Source organism: Pedobacter sp. 05L430 (assembly GCF_056397585.1).
In genome coordinates, this window is record NZ_JBFTNT010000098.1 from 1 (window position 1) to 18,038 (window position 18,038).

The window sequence follows — 18,038 nt, forward strand, 5'->3', positions numbered from 1 at the left end:
AGGTAGGGCTGTTCAGCAATCTATCCTGAAAATAAACTGAGAAATTAATTCTCTGATCTGTTGGCCTTTTTAAATAACCCCGCTCATCATTGAAGATATTCTGATTAGCCTTCATTAAAGACATTCTGAAATAAGACACCAGATCCTTTACAAACTCACCGCCAATGCTCAGGTCTGCTCCATAGATATAGCCTTTTGCCAACTCTCCGGCAAGATACTTTACCCTTACATTATCCATCATATAAGGAATAAGCCTGTCCTGATATTTAAAATAAAGCTCAGAAGTAAACTTTAGACGTGTTCCCAGACCATCAAATGCATAGTCCAAACCTGCCGATGTATTGTATGACCTTTGTGCCTGCTGATTTAAATTAAGAATTCCATTAAAATCCCTGATGCTCCTGTAGTCGGGAGCCTGCTGATATACTCCGGCAGTAAATCTGAAAATTTTATTATTGCTCGATGGCCTGTAAGCCAAAAGCAACCTGGGGCTAAGGAGAAATTGCTTACTTAAAGTATTATAATTACCCCTTACACCAAGCTGAAGGGTTGAGTTGACTGACAAGGTGTAACTATCCTGAATATAAGCGCTGTAGTATTGAATTGCCAGGTCATTTCTAACATTAATAAGGTTGTCCTGATAGAAATTATTTAACCCTCCCTGTTGTATATATCCTGCCGAATCTATAAGACTATATTCATTTAAATTATCGTTATATTTCTTGYGCTCAAACCTTAAGCCCAATGAAAACGTATGGTTTTCATAATCCTGATCTACCTTTACCTCCGAACTGAGGTTTTCTGACTCCAGGTTATTGCGGGCATAATTGATATACTTCCCTACGCCTTTGTTGATCCTAACAGCGCCAAAGTTTCCATCTGCAAAGGTATTGTTAACCTCATCAAACACATATCTCCCCTCTATGTCTATTCTTTCTCTTTCAAGGGTATTAAAATAACTGTTTATCCACTTTATAACCAGATTCGATTTAGGGTAAAAGGCAAAGGTTATGGCCCCTCCTGCTGTCTGATAATCATCAATTTCCTTTCCGCTGTAGTCTGTTTGCAAGCGCATCACAGTACTTAATGTTCCAAATTGGGTTTCTCTGCTTTCGGGTATTAATTTAAAGATCCCACTATTAAAACTCCCTAAAAAATCAACACTCATTTTAGACGAAACATTTTGATGATAAATCAATTGCGCATCGGTAAAATTAGGCGCATAGCTCCCTTTATTATCTTGTCTGTTTAATATACTTGTATTATTCTTATACCTCAATCCTGCAAGCAGATAGCTGTTTTTGTTTAAAATCTTAGAACTAAAACCGGCTCCCAGCATACCAAGGTTCAATACGGCCTCACTACTATCCGGCCGATCATATTTCACATCCAGTACTGATGATAATTTATCACCATATCTGGATTCAAAGCCACCTGTAGAGAACTTGGCAGAGCTTAACAAATCACTGTTAATAAAACTCAAACCCTCCTGCTGTCCATTTCTGATCAGCACAGGCCGGCTAATTTCAACATCATTTACATATACCAGGTTTTCATCAAAATTACCTCCCCTAACGCTATACTGAGCGCTCAATTCATTATTAGTAGATACCCCCGGTAATGTTTTAAGAACCACTTCAAAATTACCCGAAACTGAGGGTATAGAAGCAATATCTGCAATATTAATAGTGGTGCTGTTACGAAGCTGATTTTGTTTTGTGGTAATGGTAACCTGCTCCAGTTCGTTTATATTCCGTGTTAATGAAACATTTTGAATAATCCTGCCGGCCTTACCATATTTAAACTCAACCAAAACAGATTTATAACCTAACAGACTGTATTTCAATGTAAAAGAGGTGGTACTTGAATAAATATTATAACTCCCCTTGTCATCAGATGCGGTCGACTGGTTTTGTCCAACAACGCTAATGGTTACCATAGACAATGGGCTCTTCAGATCATCTGTAATTAGTCCTGACACTTTTACAAGAGGTTGTGCATTTACATACGTAAAACCAAATAGTAAAACTGAGAGCAGCAGGCAAAGTCTATACATTTATGTTACAAAGCTGTGAGCTTATGATGATTTCAATTGTGCATCAAGTTGTTTTAATTCAGAGATCATGACCGATGGAGAAGGAGCAGCAAAAATGGCATTTCCTGCAACAAAAACGCTTGCACCCGCCTGAATCAGATCGGCCAGGTTCTTTATCCCTACCCCGCCATCAACTTCTATGAGCAGATCAGGATTAACAACTGAGGCCATAGCTTTTAACTCCCTTAGTTTATTTAGCGTATTAGGAATAAACTTTTGGCCACCAAAACCCGGATTCACTGACATAACAAGCACCAGATCCAGATCTGCCAAAACATCTTTAAGTAAGCCCACAGGAGTATGAGGGTTAATTGCAACACCCGCCTTGCAACCAGTGGCATGAATTGCCTGAATCGTTCTATGCAAGTGTGTACAAGCTTCGTAATGCACCGTTATTACTGATGCGCCTGCAGCTGCAAAACGCTCAATATACTGATCAGGATTAACAATCATAAGGTGAACATCCAAAGGCTTTGTAGCATATCTTTTTATTGCTTCCATTACTGGAAAACCAAAAGATATATTTGGTACAAACACACCATCCATCACATCTACATGAAACCAGTCTGCCTCACTCGAATTAACCATTTCAATATCACGTTGAAGGTTAGCAAAATCAGCGGAAAGTAAAGAGGGAGCAATAAGGTGTTTCATGAGAAAGGTGTTTTTAATTTATAGCTGGTTCACAATTGTAAATATAAAGAAATAACCCATCTTATACCAAAAAACCCCGCGATTTGCAGGGTTTTGAGTATATAAGAAGCGACAAACCGAAGGATTTACCCTCGGCTGACAGACCTACCTTTGGATTAAGCCGGCTTATTTTCAGCTGGAGCAGCTTCTGCTTTTGGTGGACGAGGCAATAAAGCTTTTCTAGAAAGTTTCATTTTACCTTGTTTATCAACATCCAAAAGTTTCACTTCAACTTTATCACCTTCTTTAAACACACCGTCCATTGTTTCTAAACGAGTCCAGTCAATTTCAGAAATGTGAAGTAAACCATCTTTACCTGGCATAATCTCTACAAATGCACCAAATGGCATAATAGATTTTACCTTACCACTGTAAGTTGCACCTATTTCCGGTTTAGCAGCTATTGCATTGATACGGGTAACAGCAGCATCAATTGCAGCTTTGTTATCAGCAAAGATTTCAACGATACCTTTGTTTCCAACCTCTTCGATAGAGATAGAAGCGCCAGTTTCACGTTGCATTTCCTGAATAATTTTACCGCCTGGCCCTATTACAGCACCAATAAATTCTTTATCAATACTTAAAGAAACAATACGTGGAGCATGGTCTTTATAATCTTCGCGAGGTGCAGAAATTGTTTTCTTCATCTCATTTAAGATATGCAAACGAGCCTCTTTAGCCTGAATTAAAGCGTTTGTTAACACTTCCCATTTCAAGCCATTGATTTTTAAGTCCATTTGACAAGCAACAATACCTTTTTCAGTACCGGTTACTTTAAAGTCCATATCACCTAAGTGATCTTCATCACCTAAGATATCAGAAAGGATTGCATATTTACCAGTTTTCTCATCAGTAATTAAACCCATTGCAATACCCGATACCGGAGCTTTGATTTTAATACCGGCATCCATAAGTGCTAATGTACCAGCACAAACAGTTGCCATTGACGAAGAACCGTTAGATTCCAAGATATCAGAAACGATACGGATGGTATAAGGATTTTCTTCCAATCCAGGCAACACTTTCTTTAAAGAACGCATAGCCAGGTTACCATGACCAATTTCACGACGACCAGCACCTCTGTTAGGACGAACCTCGCCAGTTGAGAAACCTGGGAAATTATAGTGCAATAGGAATTTGTTGTATCCATTGATGAACGCACCATCAATCATTTGCTCATCATCTTTAGATCCTAAAGTAACGGTAGTTAATGATTGTGTTTCACCACGTGTAAATACTGCAGAACCGTGAGCTGAAGGCAAGTAACCTATTTCACTCCAGATTGGGCGTACTGTACGTACGTCACGACCGTCTAAACGAATTCCTTCATCTAAAACCAGGTTACGGATAGCATCATATTGTACATCGTGGAAATATTTTTTAGCAAGGAAACCGGTTACATCATCAATATCTTCTCCCAATGTAGCTATGAAGTCCATTAAGATCGTACCAAATGCATCACCACGCTCACCTTTGCTTGTGTTGCTTTTAGCTACAGCATAAACCTTGTCGTAAGTAGCAGCATAAACCTGCTCTTTTAATTCAGGGTTACTGTCTTCATGAGAATACTCACGTTTTACAGTTTTACCTACAAGTTCAGCAAGTTCTTTTTGAGCCTGAACCTGGATAACGATTGCTTTATGAGCAAATTCAATGGCCTCAACCATTTCAGTTTCAGAAATCTCATCACACTCACCTTCAACCATTACGATGTCTTTTTCAGTACCTGCAACAAGGAATTCCAATGATGCACGCTCTAAATCGCTCACGTAAGGGTTAATTACCAGTTTGCCATCAATTTTAGCTACACGTACTTCAGAGATTGGTCCGTTAAACGGAATATCTGAAACCGCAATGGCAGCCGAAGCAGCTAAACCAGCTAAACAGTCTGGCATTATATTTTTATCAGAAGAGATCAATGAGATCATTACCTGAGTATCAGAGTGATAATCTTCAGGGAACATCGGGCGCAAAGCGCGATCTACTAAACGTGAAATTAAAACTTCATAATCAGATAATCTTGCCTCGCGACGAAGAAAACCTCCAGGGATACGGCCTGCGGCAGCGTATTTCTCCTGATAATCAACAGATAAAGGTAAAAAATCAACACCAGCCTTAGCGCCTACTGTAGAAACTACAGTTGCCAAAAGCATGGTATCGCCCATTTTAACTACCACCGAACCATCAGCTTGTTTAGCTAATTTTCCTGTTTCAATTTCGATTGTTCTTCCATCGCCCAAGTCGAACGATTTTTTTATTACATTCATTTAAAAATTGTTGTGGTGTGTTTTCCTCTTTTCACACACCGGATTTATATATATTATTTTCTTTGCAAGTTAAGATAATAATATCAAGAAATTAAAAAAGCCATCCCTAAAGAATGGCTTTTCTTGATATAAGTAGTTCTATTTGATGATATCCCTTAGACCTAAAGTCTTGATGATAGCACGATAGCGCTCAATATCTTTTTTAAATAGATATGCCAAAATACCACGGCGTTTACCTACTAATTTTTGTAGTGATAACTGAGTAGAATAATCTTTACGATTTTTCTTTAAGTGCTCAGTTAAATGTGCAATGCGGTATGTAAATAACGCTACCTGACCTTCAGCAGAACCTGTATTAGTTTCTACTTCACCATGCTGTTTAAAGATTTCAGCTTTCTTTTCTTTACTTAAATACATTCTTGAATGATACTAAAGTTTAAATGATTAATTAATTGGGTGCAAAGATAGTGTAAGTTTTAAAGATTAACAAGTATGCGTAAAATTTTGGCTCGACGAGAAAATTGGCCATTACTAAACCTTATTTTTGTGGCTGTTACGACTTATTTATGGAAAAAAACCAATACAGTATATTTGAAAGTGAGCTAAAAGTACGTCCTGATGATATCGATATGTTTAACCATGTCCATAATAGCAAATACTTTGACTATGTGCTTGCTGCCCGTTATGATCAAATGGCTGAATTTTATAAAATGCCAATGGAATCTTTTTTAAATAGTGGCTTTGGCTGGGTGGTACGTACCGCACTTGTTGACTTTAAACGTCCGCTTATTTTGGGCGATATAATTGCTATCCGCACCGGAATTTTAACAATCAATGAAAAAGGTTGCCGTGTACAGTTCGAAATTGAAAATAAAAGAACAGGTAAAATTGCTTCTGATGGCTGGTTTGATTATGTGATGATTGACACCACCACCGGAAAGGGCTGTAAAGTAAATGAAGAAATGATAAAGGCATACAGCATTTAATACTTGACTTATAAACATTTAATGTAAATCCATATTCAATAAATAATCCGACCATAATAAGTCCGCCTTTTTTCTGTAAAAATGTGGACTTAACGTGGACTCATAATAATTCAGCACAAAAAAATATAGAATTGTAATTGTAAATTATATATATTTGTTTTCTAACTCAACCGCATTACGATGAAAGTATTTGCAGTCCGTTTGAGGTCCTAAAGACCAAGGGCTCCACCTATTCGACAAAATACTGACACAGCTTTTCTAGCTGGTCGCGGTTTATTTATTACTTTTTCCCTTACCCCATGTTAGAACAAAAAACAGCTTCATTAGGCAAGCTATCTCAAATTTTTACACTTATAAAACAGGCCCTTAAAGGCGAAGATCTCGATTTTACCCAAGGTAGCATTCGTAAAGCTGTTATTTTACTGGCCATTCCTATGATGCTGGAAATGGCTATGGAATCTGTTTTTGCATTGGTAGACCTTTACTTTGTAGGACATTTACACAACAGCAGTCATGCAATACAAACAGTAGGGCTCACAGAATCTGTACTGACCGTTATCTACTCACTTGCCATTGGAATGAGCATGGCTGCAACGGCTGTGGTAGCCAGAAGGATTGGTGAGAAAGATCCGGTTGCTGCCTCAAAAGCTGGAATGCAGGCAATAATAATTGCAGTTGCGTTTAACCTGATCATTAGCATTGCGGGACTTATTTACGCAACCGACATTTTATTATTAATGGGTGCATCGGCCGAAACTGCAGCGCAAGGCACAACATTTATGCGCATTATGATGGGCGGCAGTATTATTATTGTTTTGTTATTCCTTATTAACGGGATATTCAGAGGTGCTGGTAATGCGGCTATAGCCATGAAAAGCTTATGGATTGCCAATATTGCCAATATCATTCTATGCCCTGTTTTAATTAATGGTTTTGGCCCAATCCCTGCATTTGGATTAACAGGCGCAGCAATGGCTACAAGTATCGGGCGCGGCATTGGTGTGTGCTATCAGGTTTATCACCTTGTAAGTGGCAAAAGCCTTTTAAAAATAAAGTTATCCTATTTCAGGCCTCATTTTGAACAGATAAAAGCTTTATTAAAAATTGCTACTCCTGGTATTTTCCAATTTGTTATTGCATCGTGCAGCTGGATATTTTTGGCGCAGCTTGTAGCCACAACAGGTGGAGATCATGGATCAGCAGGTTATCAAACTGCGTTAAGGCTTATGATGTTCTTTATGCTTCCGGCATGGGGAATGAGCAATGCTGCTGCAACGCTGGTTGGCCAGAATCTGGGCGCAAAACATATTGACCGGGCAGAGCAATCTGTAATGAAAACTGCAAAATATGTGGTGATTTATATGCTATTTGTTATGGTGTTAACCTTTGGCGTTGGACGCTATTTTATATCATTTTTCAGCAATGATGTTTTAATACAGGAGGTTGCGAAAAATGCGCTTCAGATTATGAGTCTTGGATATATCTTTTATGGTATTGGCATGGTTCTGATCAGCACCTTTAACGGTGCCGGAGATACCTGGACGCCTACATGGGTTAATCTTTTTGGCTTCTGGCTGTTCCAGATTCCTTTGGGTTACTTCCTTGCTAAATATTTAGAAATGGGCCCGACAGGCGTATTTATTGCCATTCCGGTTGCCGAAACAGGTATTGCAATAGCAGGTTATATTCTATTCAAAATAGGAAAATGGAAGACTATAAAAGTCTAACTGCGTTATAAATCTAACGGCAGCACAAGCCGTCATCACTCCTATCGTCAAGATGACGGCTTGTGCTATGAAAATATTGAACCTTATGCCTGGTGTTTCAAATCCGGAACATACCCCAGGCCAGGTGTAAGCCAGTGCAATAAAAACACTCTTGAATAGCGGTAATTAAACGGAGCAAATAGAAATACACCAACCATAATAATGGCAACATATATCCAAAGGTTCTCGTAAGTAAGATCTACGCCCAGTATATAAGCTGCTACCGCGATGGTAATCATTTCAGCAACATTCATAGCATAACTAATGAACATTGCTACATAAAAAAAGCCAGGTTCCCTTTCAAAACGAAGGTTACAAACGGGACAATATTCATTAGTTGTCTGGCCCTTAAAAGCATAAAGCTTACCAGAAAATATTGGGCCTTTTCTACATCTTGGACATTTACACTCCACAACTGCCTGTATTTTTGATATTGGTTTCATAACTTTAATATTATGACACAAAAATACGACAGATAAAACAGTTAATTTATGATCCAGATCATACTTAAATTCTAATGATTTTACCCCTAAGCAGTTTCAATTCCTTCTGATCTGAAAGTTTTTTGATGATACGGATTACCGTTTCCACTCGTAGCCCGCTCATGTCTGCGAGCTGCTGCCGGGTTACCTTTAGCTCCTGACTATGTTCTACATCTTTAAACAGGTAAGCAATAAGCGTTCTTATTCTGTGTTCTGCATGTTCATTTGCCAGTTCTTCGAGCATCATTGACTTATAAAACAAACGATGGCTCAGGGTCTGAATAAGCTTCATACTAAAATCAGGATGTTCCTTTAGCATTTTAAGAAAGTCCTCTCCTTTTACCACTATAATTTCCGAATCCTGAGTGGCGATTGTGTAGGCCAGATAAGATTTATTAACCAATAATGCAGGTTMTCCGAAATACTCGTTGGCTTTAAAGATGCCTTGTATAAATTCTTTGCCATCATCATTTACGGTTACCATTCTCACCTTGCCACTCTTTATAAAATATACTGCCCTGGGATGAGCTCCAGGCTCATAAATTACATCTCCCTTTTTATAAAGAGATGGTTTAAAATTATTATCCAGCAAATATTTAATTGTCATGATGAAAATGCATTTTCATGTTAAATGCTACCCTATCGTTTCCTTAATGAGCTTAGTATAAAAATCATTTAACTTCATTCCCATTGCTGCAACTTGTTGAGGAATAAAGCTGGTTGAAGTTTGTCCGGGAATGGTATTTATCTCAATGAAGTAAAAATCACCTTCATCTTCTGTAAGTATAAAATCTATACGTACTACCCCCCTGCAATTCAACTTCACATAAACAGCTTCTGCTATTTTTGCCACTCTGTCTCTTGTTGCCGGTTTAACCGCTGCAGGGGTTGTTTCTGTGGCTACTCCAGGAGTATATTTAGCTTCAAAATCAAAAAACTCTTTTGCCGTTTCTACCTCTGTAATAGGCAACACCTTTATTTTGCCATCAAGTTTTACTACACCAACGGTAAACTCTCTGCCTGATATAAACTCTTCTATCAAAATTTGGTTATCCTCATGAAAAGCTTTCTCAAGAGCTGCTTCCAAATCATTGCCATGGCTAACCTTACTCATGCCGATGCTACTGCCGCCGTTATTTGGTTTAACAAAGTATGGTAATTTAAGGTCTTTTTTTAGTTGAATTAAATCGTAAGGTACATTCTTAAAGATCTGAGCAGATTTAGCAACATTCAATTGATCTATATTTTGTACAACGGCCTTTGTATAACCTTTGTTCATGGTAATGGCCGATGTAAGCGCATCACATGTTGTATACGGAATATTAAGCATATCAAAATACCCTTGTAGCTTGCCATCTTCGCCCGGGGAGCCGTGTATAGCTATAAATACCCCTTCGAACATTATTTTTCTTCCTTTTATGGTAAGAGAAAAATCGTTACGGTCAACCTCTATTTTCACAGAATCTGCAGGCTCATAAAACCAGCCTTGCTGGGTAAGCATAATTTTATAAACATCGAATTTACTGGTATCTAAATTCTGTGCTATTGTTGCGGCACTTTTAACGGAGACTACCCATTCGCCAGTGGTACCTCCGGTTAGCAATGCTATTGTTTTCTTCATCTGTATAATTTTTTAAATTCTAATACATCTATTATATGTATACGCGTTATGAGTTATAATGTATACATAACTTACTATCGTTGGTCAACAACTGTCCGAGCGATCTAACTAAGCAAAGTGACCAGGTCAGCTAAGGCACAAATATAAATTAGTTGGTGCAGATGTCATTTTAATTCCAATAAAATATTATTTTAATCTAAATTTGGACGCTATACCTTCAGAAGAGAAAAACGCATGGGCAAATTCATATCTTATTTAAAAACAAATTCATTTAGGAACAATCTTATTGCTGCTATAATTACTGTTGCAGTAATCTTATTTACCGCATTCTTTAGTTTAAGGTATTACACCAAACATGGCCAGGGTTTAAATGTACCATCAGTTAAAGGACTATCATTTACACAAGCGGTTAGTAAGCTTGAACAGTTGGGTTTACGTTATGAGGTCGATTCTGTTTATATTATGGATACCCCTCCGGGAACAGTAATAGATCAGGATCCAAACCCTAATACTTTTGTAAAAGACAACAGAACAATTTACCTGACTGTGAGCATGAATAAGGCTCCAAATGTTAAATTTCCGGATGTCGTATATAAATCATTAAGACAAGCCCAGGCAATAATTGAAAGTTTTGGTCTGAAACTTGGGGACACTACTTATAAACCGGATGTGAGCAGAGATGTTGTTTTGGAAGTTTCTTTTGGAAATCAGCCCATTAAAGTTGGGGAAATGGTACCGAAAGGGTCAAGAATTGACTTTTTATTGGGCGACGGAAAAGGAAATGAAGAAGTAGACATTCCAACTCTTATCGGCTTAACTAAGGATGAGGCATTGTTTGCATTGAGAAATGGCGCGATGTTAAACCTTGGAACAGTTACATATGAGGGGGTTGTGACGGATTCTGCCAATGCTGTAATCATAAAACAGGACCCACTTGCAACAGATTCGGTAACTAAAGTAAAAATTGGAACACCAGTAAACATTACATTATCTAATAAAAATTAATCACACTATCATTTATATATGTCAAACGAAGAAAATAAAACAGGTCTTAAAAAGAATACCAAAATAATATTAGGCTTACTATTGCTTGTTTTAATTGCCGGGGGCTTTTATGGACTTAAATTATATAAAGTATACTTTGCACCAAATGTTACGGGCAACGAAAAATACCTGTATATAAGAACAGGTTACAATATCGACGACCTTTATAAAGAGATTAAACTAAAAGATATGCTAACCGATATAGGTTCTTTTAGTGAAGCTTCCGGAAAAATGCAGCTTGCACGTTCTTTAAAACCAGGGCGCTATAAACTGGCAAAAGGTATGAATAACCGCAGCATTATTAATATGCTGAAGTCGGGCAATCAGGATCCTGTAAAACTTAAGTTTCAAAACTTAAGGCAAAAAGAAAACTTTGCCGGCTATCTCTCAAGAAACCTTGAACCAGATTCTTTAACTTTTATAAATCTGCTCGACTCTGCGTCTTTGCTTGAAAAGTATGGTTTTAATAAAGATAACAGCTATGTGATGTTCATTCCTAACACTTACGAAATGTATTGGAATGTTACTGCTTCGGAGTTCTTTGACAGAATGCATGCTGAATATGATAAATTCTGGAATGCTGATCGCAAACAAAAAGCAGCATCGTTAAACCTAACTCCTATTCAGGTTTCTATATTAGCTTCCATCGTTGATGCCGAAGCTTTATACGACAAAGAAATGCCTATTATTGCAGGTCTGTATTTAAACCGCTTAAATAAAGGTATATTGCTTCAGGCAGATCCAACCGTTATTTTTGCCAATAACGACTTTACAGTTAAACGTGTTACCAATTCGCTTTTAAGTATACAATCAAAATACAATACTTATAAATATGCCGGTTTACCTCCAGGGCCCATCATGATGCCTAGTATTAATGCTATTGACGCTGTATTAAACCGTGATAATAACAATTATATTTACATGTGTGCCAAGGAAGATTTTTCCGGCTACCATAACTTTGCGGTAACAGTTCAGGAGCACGAAAGGAACGCTAAAAAATATAGAGATGCCTTAAACCAACGCAATATTTTTAAATAATGTATACTCATACTACCAAAATAAGGGTTAGATACGGCGAAACGGACCAAATGGGATATGTTTATTACGGAAATTATGCCGAGTACTACGAAGTTGCGCGTGTAGAGATGCTAAGAAGTTTGGGCATGGATTATGTTGGAATGGAAAGTGCGGGTGTAATGATGCCTGTTTTAGAGCTTAACTGTAAATATATAAAGCCAGCTTTATATGATCAGGAAATCACAATTAAAACTACGATCCACGACCTTCCCGGTGTGAGGATCCATTTTAAATATGAATTATCTAATCCGGCTGGTGAACTTATTAACATTGGAACAACTACGCTGGTGTTTGTGGATATGGCAAAAAACAAACCTTGCTCTCCTCCAGAAAATTTTATGGAGAAGTTAAGGGTATTTTTTAATTAAATTTGATAGATGGAGTGGGTTCATAAGCAACTTTTAAAAATCAGGCTTTATTCCATGTTTATTAGCTGGACAAAAGTTTGTGTTTTGCCTGGTTTTAGTCCGCTACCAATTTATACTGTTGCCACATTCTTTTTTAAAGAGATTGGCAAAGACTCTCTAGTGAATAAGGCTTCTTCACTGGCATATAATTTTATGCTGGCCATTTTCCCTGCCATCATCTTCTTATTTACACTGATCCCCTTTATACCCAAGAAAATCGGTTTTCAAGATCAACTGATGAACCTGATTATTTTGGTTTTGCCAGAAGATGCTTATAAAGCTTTTAGCACTACGCTTGATGAAATTGTACATAAGCAGAACAGTGGTTTGCTGTCGTTCGGATTTATTTTATCGTTATTTTTTGCAACTAATGGGGTGCATAATCTAATGATGGCTTTTAATAAATCATCGTTGATCATTGAAACACGTAGCTGGGTAAAACAACGCTTAATTGCCGTTTTACTAACCCTTGTGATTGCTTTTTCTGTAATTACTTGTATTATAGCAATGGCAATTGGTGAAATTGCATTAAACCGTATTGAAACCACACTTAACATTAAGGCGAGTTTTACAACATTTGCTATCCAGCTTACCAGATGGGCACTGTTAGGAATATTATATTTTGTAACGATTTCTATCCTTTACAGATACGGACCGGCTCATGCCAAGAAATGGAAGTTTTTCAGTGCCGGTTCGTGGCTGGCTACTATACTCGCCTTTATCTCTGTATGGGGTTTCTCTTTTTACATTAATAACTTCAGTTCATACAATAAAGTTTATGGTTCTATCGGTACACTTATCGTTATTATGATCTGGCTTTATTTAAATTCTCTGATACTTTTGGTAGGATTTGAGCTAAATGCAAGCGTAGATCTGTCGAAAAGGAGTGTAAAAATCATCAGACCTAACTTCAATTTATTCAAAAAAGCGGCTCCAATAGAGGATAAACTAGGGAAAAGATAAATTTTTCTCACTCATTTTTAGCACGTTATCACTTTTAACCAGAATTATCTAAATCTGAATTTGCAAAATCAAGTCGTATTTGTACTTTTGTCGCGGAGAGTTGGCAGAGTGGTCGATTGCGGCAGTCTTGAAAACTGTTGACTTGTCAAAGGGTCCGCGGGTTCGAATCCCCCACTCTCCGCCAAAAAGGTGTCAAAACCAACAAAAAGCCTGCAAATCGTATGATTAGCAGGCTTTTTGCTTTTTAGGACATGCCAAAATATGTATCAATTCTCATCTCATAAGTGAGTGATTCGGTGAGTAATTTGGAAAATGAAAATGACTCACCGAATCGAACACATCAGACTGATAATCAACATGTTTAATCAACGAACATCTTGTGAAAAAGTACCTGCAAAGCTAAATTTGTTAACCATTAATGTCGTTGTGAAATAACCACTGGCCGATGCTGTGATCCTCTACAATGGAACACAACTTCAGGCCGCTGCAATGGCAAAAAAGATGAGGTGAAATCCTTGAATGCTTACCTGGACGATCTCCAAAACAAAGTATTCGAAGCACATCGGCAATTAACTGAAAAAGATGACACCATCACCGCCGAGAAATTAAGAGATCAGTTCCAGGGCAAGGTAGCGAAGCAACGCACCTTAATTGACATTTTTAAAGACCACAACCAAAAGATGGAAGCACTTGTAGGAAGAGAGTTCTCTAAGGGCACAGCTGAGCGTTACAGGACATCTTTAAAACATACTGTTGAATTCTTACAATGGAAGTATAAGATTAGCGACATCGACATCAGAAAAGTTAACTTCGATTTTATAACTGAATACGATTTTTATTTGCGATCCGTCCGAAAATGCGCTAACAATTCAGCTGTGAAATACTTGAAAAACTTCGGTAAGATTATTCGCATTTGCCTTTCTAACGGATGGCTTGTGGTTGATCCATTTGCACGGTATAAAAACAAGATTAAAAAGGTGGAGCGCGTTTACTTAACCGAACAGGAAATAGAGAGCATGGCCAATAAGGAACTTGCGTCGGAKAGACTGGAACAGGTAAGAGATATCTTTTTATTTTGCTGCTTTACAGGCCTCGCCTATATAGATGTTAAAAATCTAAAAAGCTGCAATGTTGTAACTGGCGTAGATGGCGACAAATGGATCTCCATAAAAAGGCAAAAAACCAATACTCCATCTCGCATTCCTTTGCTTCCAGTAGCCTCTGCCCTTCTAAATTCATATCGCGATAACCCGACCTGCTTAAATACCGGAATGCTATTTCCAGTTTCAAGCAATCAGAAAATGAATAGCTATCTTAAAGAGATTGCAGATTTCTGTGGCATCAAGAAACCAATTACCTTCCACATTGCCAGGCATACATTTGCAACAACCGTCACCCTGTTAAATGGAATTCCTATAGAAAGTGTCTCAAAAATGCTGGGACATACTAATATTCAAACCACTCAACATTATGCCAAGATACTCGACATTAAAGTTGGCGCTGATATGGCTCTTATAAAAGAGAGATACCCTTCCATTTAAAAGTGACATGTCTTTATTTGGTTAGAAAAGGGATGTGCGTGGATGCGACATCCATTTCTTTGTTTTAAAGAACATATCAACATATTAATCAGTCGCTTGCGTGTATATTTCGCAGATAGTAGACACTTCATTTCTTTTTGATAAATCTATGTACCTGAAGAAGTCTTCATGGATTGGCTTCAGAATTTTGCAATGAAACGCAATTAAAGGCAGGCTAATTAATTTTTATGACCGAAATGAGGTATCATTCCATAGTGCTTTTCTTGAGGCTAAAAACGGCTTAAAATAAGCCGACTGACCATTTTTCAACGAAATCAACTGATCATTTTGGGCCGTAATATGAGGCCACGTTCCGCGAAAGAGGTGGCCACATACGGAATAATCCCCAGGGCTGTCAACCAAATCAGAAATTTCGGAATCCGGTCATCTTATTAGTTAAGGCCAGTAAAGGTTAAACACTTTGGAAATTATCTTCCATTCTCCCTCAACCTTTAATAATGACAAATATATAACCTTGTCACTTACGATTTCCTTACCTTCTAGCCGCAATACCTTTTCGCTGTCCTCAAGATCAATATTGATGCACAGATCCTGAAACAGATTACTAAGCAGGCGGGTTACAGCCAGAAACTGACTTCTACTATTAATATTTGTACGGTATATAATTACCATTTTAGTTTTTTTAACGATCAGTAAGACCTTTCCATTATGTTATCAATTTAAGGGTGATGAAAGTTAGGACTAACCTAATTGTCAGTCCCTGTTTTCCTATTGCAGGAAAACATTTGTAAAATGTGAGAAAGTTTGGTTTGCCGCCTCTATGGCTTCTTGCTCGGAATCTTCATTAATATATCGGTCGAGCACTGAAACAAAGGATGCCCATTTAGCGCCGGTTTCTGAACCATATCCCCTAAAGAACGAAATACCATCTGTCACCCCACACCGAGCCAGCATCTGGATGATAATTGTACCACCCATTATAGAACCTTCCATTACATACAGCGCGCCGAACGCTTTAACTGTATTGTCAATGGGGGGAACGGTCACTTCCGGTAGCCCCGTTAGTATTTCTCCCAGGCCTTTGATGTCGTTCGCAAGGCTGATCGCGTGTCTGCGCTCAGCATAGTCCGGTAGCACTTCATCCGAGATATAAGGCCTTATGGCCTGCTCCAGGCAGTTGAAATAAGCATAAAAGATTTTCAGAAGACTCGCGTAGTCTTCTTTATTGCGGATAGTCTTTAGTTGAGATATTACCAGTTTTTCCAATTGCTGATGAGCTACCGTAGTATGTTTTCTTAATTCTTCGTGTATCATAATACTTTAATTTTATAGTTGAATAATAAATGTCGACCAACTCCATCCCGATCAATCTGTACCGCCGCCCAAGCTGCGATACAGATCAGCTATAGCAGATAATTCCTGCCTCTTGACAGAAGCCAAATCAAGCTCACTTTGGAGTGCGTTTCCCTGTGCTGTAATTACCTCCAGGTAGTTTGCCATACCATTTTGAAAAAGCGAATTGGCATTTGCAGTCGCTTGCTTAAGCGTTGCAACACGTTTAGCCGCAATAAGGTGCTGGTGTTTTAATTTTTCGATCCTTACCATCGCATCGGATACCTCACCAATTGCTTTTACTACGGTTTGCCGGAAAAGGATAACTGTTTTCTCCCGCTCCATATCGGCTAATTTATACTGTGTACTTAATTCCTTATGCTGAAGCAATGGCTGTAGGACACTTGCCCCTACAATGCCGAAGAGTGAGCCGGGAATATTGAACCAATCACTTGCTTTCAGTGCATTAACACCGCCACTGGCAGTAATCCGAAGTGCAGGATACATTTGAGCCTTATTGATTCCTACTTTCGCATTCGCGATGACTAAGTCTAACTCACGGCTCCTGACGTCTGGCCTCCGGCGGACCATAGCTGACTGAACACCCACTGAAAGCTCGTCAGGAAACTTGATTTCATCGAGGATGGCGTGACGGTGGATGCTCCCTGGCAGTTGGCCAGCAAGGATATGCAGCGCATTTTCCTGCAATGCAATCTCTTGTTCAAGTTGCGGAATAAGCTCTGCCGCTGTAAGTTGCTGCGCTTGCGCCTGCTGAACAGCCAGGGAGGTAACCTGCCCGGCATTATATTGCACGCTTACTATGTGCAATGTACTGTCATTTAACGCCATGTTACGCTTTGCGACCCGCAGCTGTTCGTCCAGCATGAGCAGGTTGAAATAACCTTTGGACACGCTGGTAACAAGATCAGTCTGCAAGATTTTTCTTGCTTCATCACTTTGCAGATAGGCAGCAAGAGCCGATTTATTAGTATTGCGTATCCTTCCCCAGATATCAGCTTCCCAAGAGAGAGTTGCGCCGGCAGAATAATCCTCGATATGATTGGAGCCTAAAAACTGGCTGGCGGTCATACCGTTGAGGCTGTATTTCGACGGATTAATGGTGTTGGCCGTGGCATTGAAGTCAAGAACAGGCACATTGTTCCACTTTGATTGTCTTACAACTTGGTGCGCTTCTTCTATGTTTTTAAGCGCGATACTCATGTCAAAGTTTTTTTTCAGGGTGCTGTCGATCAGTACCTGTAATACTTTGTCTGGGAAAAAGTTTTTCCATGGCAGAGTACCTATACCCCCAGTGTCTTTTGCCGCCTCCTCATTGAAGGCAATCGGCAATTCCGGTTTGGGGACCTGTACATCTTTAGAGATTTTACAACTAGCAACCGTAAAAAGCAACCCGATAACTAGGATGATCCGATTATTTTTCATTGAATTTTTCATGACTTAAATGCTTTTTAGTTGATTGCTTCAGCTTCGAATACCTGTTCAGGCTTGGGTTCCGAATGAACCTTCTTGCTAGTGACTTTTTCATGCAAGGCTTGGAATACTACAAACAGAACCGGTATAATAAATAGTCCCAGGACGACCCCACTTACCATACCTCCGGCCGCACCGATACTGATGGAGTGGTTGCCCATGGCGGATGGACCGGTAGCCCTCATCATAGGGGTAATACCTGCCACAAATGCAATTGATGTCATAATAATCGGACGAATGCGAAGTTTAGCAGCCCCCAGTGCAGATTCCACC

General features: G+C 38.8%; 18 protein-coding genes and 1 tRNA gene. 8 read left to right on the top strand and 11 right to left on the bottom strand.

The window, feature by feature from the left end; genetic code table 11:
* From AC1DG9_RS14335 to rpsO, 4 genes are all read right to left on the bottom strand, one after another.
* The coding region (locus AC1DG9_RS14335; protein ID WP_477634782.1) for a TonB-dependent receptor at window positions 1-2,056 on the bottom strand (2,056 nt) is incomplete at its 3' end.
* A 21-nt stretch (window positions 2,057-2,077) separates the two neighbouring features.
* Window positions 2,078-2,749: a ribulose-phosphate 3-epimerase gene (rpe, locus tag AC1DG9_RS14340; protein WP_172663346.1), complete on the bottom strand. Its 672-nt coding sequence runs from the start codon at window positions 2,747-2,749 to the stop codon at window positions 2,078-2,080.
* Window positions 2,750-2,904: 155 nt separating this feature from the next.
* Window positions 2,905-5,055 carry a polyribonucleotide nucleotidyltransferase gene (pnp, locus tag AC1DG9_RS14345; RefSeq protein WP_172663347.1) on the bottom strand — a complete coding sequence of 717 codons (2,151 nt, stop codon included), beginning with the start codon at window positions 5,053-5,055 and terminating at the stop codon, window positions 2,905-2,907.
* A 138-nt stretch (window positions 5,056-5,193) separates the two neighbouring features.
* Window positions 5,194-5,472, bottom strand: coding sequence for a 30S ribosomal protein S15 (gene rpsO / locus AC1DG9_RS14350; protein ID WP_099438653.1), 279 nt, complete (start codon window positions 5,470-5,472; stop codon window positions 5,194-5,196).
* Window positions 5,473-5,621: 149 nt separating this feature from the next.
* On the opposite strand from rpsO, the gene AC1DG9_RS14355 reads away from it, so the two are divergent.
* Entirely contained in the window at window positions 5,622-6,041 is a 420-nt protein-coding gene (locus AC1DG9_RS14355) for an acyl-CoA thioesterase (RefSeq protein ID WP_172663348.1), read from the top strand.
* Between the two features lie 299 nt (window positions 6,042-6,340).
* Entirely contained in the window at window positions 6,341-7,768 is a 1,428-nt protein-coding gene (locus tag AC1DG9_RS14360; protein ID WP_288883821.1) for an MATE family efflux transporter, read from the top strand.
* Window positions 7,769-7,851: 83 nt separating this feature from the next.
* Here AC1DG9_RS14360 and AC1DG9_RS14365 read toward each other — a convergent pair whose 3' ends face one another.
* From AC1DG9_RS14365 to AC1DG9_RS14375, 3 genes are all read right to left on the bottom strand, one after another.
* A complete protein-coding gene (locus AC1DG9_RS14365) occupies window positions 7,852-8,250 on the bottom strand; it encodes a DUF983 domain-containing protein (protein WP_172663350.1) in 399 nt (132 codons plus the stop codon).
* A 64-nt stretch (window positions 8,251-8,314) separates the two neighbouring features.
* Entirely contained in the window at window positions 8,315-8,896 is a 582-nt protein-coding gene (locus AC1DG9_RS14370) for a Crp/Fnr family transcriptional regulator (RefSeq protein WP_477634783.1), read from the bottom strand.
* A 27-nt stretch (window positions 8,897-8,923) separates the two neighbouring features.
* Complete coding sequence (locus AC1DG9_RS14375; protein ID WP_172663352.1) at window positions 8,924-9,910, bottom strand: D-alanine--D-alanine ligase; 987 nt, start codon at window positions 9,908-9,910, stop codon at window positions 8,924-8,926.
* Window positions 9,911-10,144: 234 nt separating this feature from the next.
* On the opposite strand from AC1DG9_RS14375, the gene AC1DG9_RS14380 reads away from it, so the two are divergent.
* The 6 genes from AC1DG9_RS14380 to AC1DG9_RS14405 all read left to right on the top strand — a co-directional run bounded on the left by AC1DG9_RS14380 (window position 10,145) and on the right by AC1DG9_RS14405 (window position 14,942).
* Window positions 10,145-10,915 (top strand): PASTA domain-containing protein, encoded by a 771-nt coding sequence (locus tag AC1DG9_RS14380; RefSeq protein ID WP_172663353.1) that lies wholly within the window; start codon window positions 10,145-10,147, stop codon window positions 10,913-10,915.
* Window positions 10,916-10,933: 18 nt separating this feature from the next.
* Window positions 10,934-11,992 carry an endolytic transglycosylase MltG gene (gene mltG, locus AC1DG9_RS14385; RefSeq protein ID WP_172663354.1) on the top strand — a complete coding sequence of 353 codons (1,059 nt, stop codon included), beginning with the start codon at window positions 10,934-10,936 and terminating at the stop codon, window positions 11,990-11,992.
* Entirely contained in the window at window positions 11,992-12,399 is a 408-nt protein-coding gene (locus AC1DG9_RS14390) for an acyl-CoA thioesterase (protein ID WP_172663355.1), read from the top strand. Before mltG ends, AC1DG9_RS14390 begins: the two co-directional genes overlap by 1 nt.
* A gap of 9 nt (window positions 12,400-12,408) precedes the next feature.
* Window positions 12,409-13,401 carry a YihY/virulence factor BrkB family protein gene (locus AC1DG9_RS14395; protein ID WP_172663356.1) on the top strand — a complete coding sequence of 331 codons (993 nt, stop codon included), beginning with the start codon at window positions 12,409-12,411 and terminating at the stop codon, window positions 13,399-13,401.
* Window positions 13,402-13,495: 94 nt separating this feature from the next.
* A tRNA-Ser gene (locus AC1DG9_RS14400) sits at window positions 13,496-13,585 on the top strand.
* Window positions 13,586-13,832: 247 nt separating this feature from the next.
* Window positions 13,833-14,942, top strand: coding sequence for a site-specific integrase (locus AC1DG9_RS14405; protein WP_477634785.1), 1,110 nt, complete (start codon window positions 13,833-13,835; stop codon window positions 14,940-14,942).
* Window positions 14,943-15,377: 435 nt separating this feature from the next.
* Here the strand turns inward: AC1DG9_RS14405 and AC1DG9_RS14410 are convergent, their stop codons facing one another.
* From AC1DG9_RS14410 to AC1DG9_RS14425, 4 genes are all read right to left on the bottom strand, one after another.
* Window positions 15,378-15,614 (bottom strand): hypothetical protein, encoded by a 237-nt coding sequence (locus AC1DG9_RS14410; protein ID WP_288879975.1) that lies wholly within the window; start codon window positions 15,612-15,614, stop codon window positions 15,378-15,380.
* A gap of 96 nt (window positions 15,615-15,710) precedes the next feature.
* Window positions 15,711-16,256: a biliverdin-producing heme oxygenase gene (locus tag AC1DG9_RS14415; protein WP_288879977.1), complete on the bottom strand. Its 546-nt coding sequence runs from the start codon at window positions 16,254-16,256 to the stop codon at window positions 15,711-15,713.
* Between the two features lie 51 nt (window positions 16,257-16,307).
* The gene (locus AC1DG9_RS14420) at window positions 16,308-17,729 is read right to left on the bottom strand and encodes a TolC family protein (RefSeq protein ID WP_337714911.1); all 1,422 of its coding nucleotides are present in this window, start codon (window positions 17,727-17,729) and stop codon (window positions 16,308-16,310) included.
* Window positions 17,730-17,743: 14 nt separating this feature from the next.
* A partial coding sequence (locus AC1DG9_RS14425) for an efflux RND transporter permease subunit (protein ID WP_477634784.1) occupies window positions 17,744-18,038 on the bottom strand: 295 nt, incomplete at its 5' end.

Bases quoted from the DNA above. Each gene is read 5' to 3' on its own strand.
- AC1DG9_RS14420 (WP_337714911.1), bottom strand. From the start codon at position 17,729: ATGAAAAATTCAATGAAAAATAATCGGATCATCCTAGTTATCGGGTTG.
- AC1DG9_RS14375 (WP_172663352.1), bottom strand. From the start codon at position 9,910: ATGAAGAAAACAATAGCATTGCTAACCGGAGGTACCACTGGCGAATGG.
- AC1DG9_RS14415 (WP_288879977.1), bottom strand. From the start codon at position 16,256: ATGATACACGAAGAATTAAGAAAACATACTACGGTAGCTCATCAGCAA.
- AC1DG9_RS14395 (WP_172663356.1), top strand. From the start codon at position 12,409: ATGGAGTGGGTTCATAAGCAACTTTTAAAAATCAGGCTTTATTCCATG.
- AC1DG9_RS14355 (WP_172663348.1), top strand. From the start codon at position 5,622: ATGGAAAAAAACCAATACAGTATATTTGAAAGTGAGCTAAAAGTACGT.
- AC1DG9_RS14390 (WP_172663355.1), top strand. From the start codon at position 11,992: ATGTATACTCATACTACCAAAATAAGGGTTAGATACGGCGAAACGGAC.
- AC1DG9_RS14410 (WP_288879975.1), bottom strand. From the start codon at position 15,614: ATGGTAATTATATACCGTACAAATATTAATAGTAGAAGTCAGTTTCTG.
- pnp (WP_172663347.1), bottom strand. From the start codon at position 5,055: ATGAATGTAATAAAAAAATCGTTCGACTTGGGCGATGGAAGAACAATC.
- rpe (WP_172663346.1), bottom strand. From the start codon at position 2,749: ATGAAACACCTTATTGCTCCCTCTTTACTTTCCGCTGATTTTGCTAAC.
- AC1DG9_RS14360 (WP_288883821.1), top strand. From the start codon at position 6,341: ATGTTAGAACAAAAAACAGCTTCATTAGGCAAGCTATCTCAAATTTTT.
- AC1DG9_RS14380 (WP_172663353.1), top strand. From the start codon at position 10,145: ATGGGCAAATTCATATCTTATTTAAAAACAAATTCATTTAGGAACAAT.
- AC1DG9_RS14365 (WP_172663350.1), bottom strand. From the start codon at position 8,250: ATGAAACCAATATCAAAAATACAGGCAGTTGTGGAGTGTAAATGTCCA.
- mltG (WP_172663354.1), top strand. From the start codon at position 10,934: ATGTCAAACGAAGAAAATAAAACAGGTCTTAAAAAGAATACCAAAATA.
- rpsO (WP_099438653.1), bottom strand. From the start codon at position 5,472: ATGTATTTAAGTAAAGAAAAGAAAGCTGAAATCTTTAAACAGCATGGT.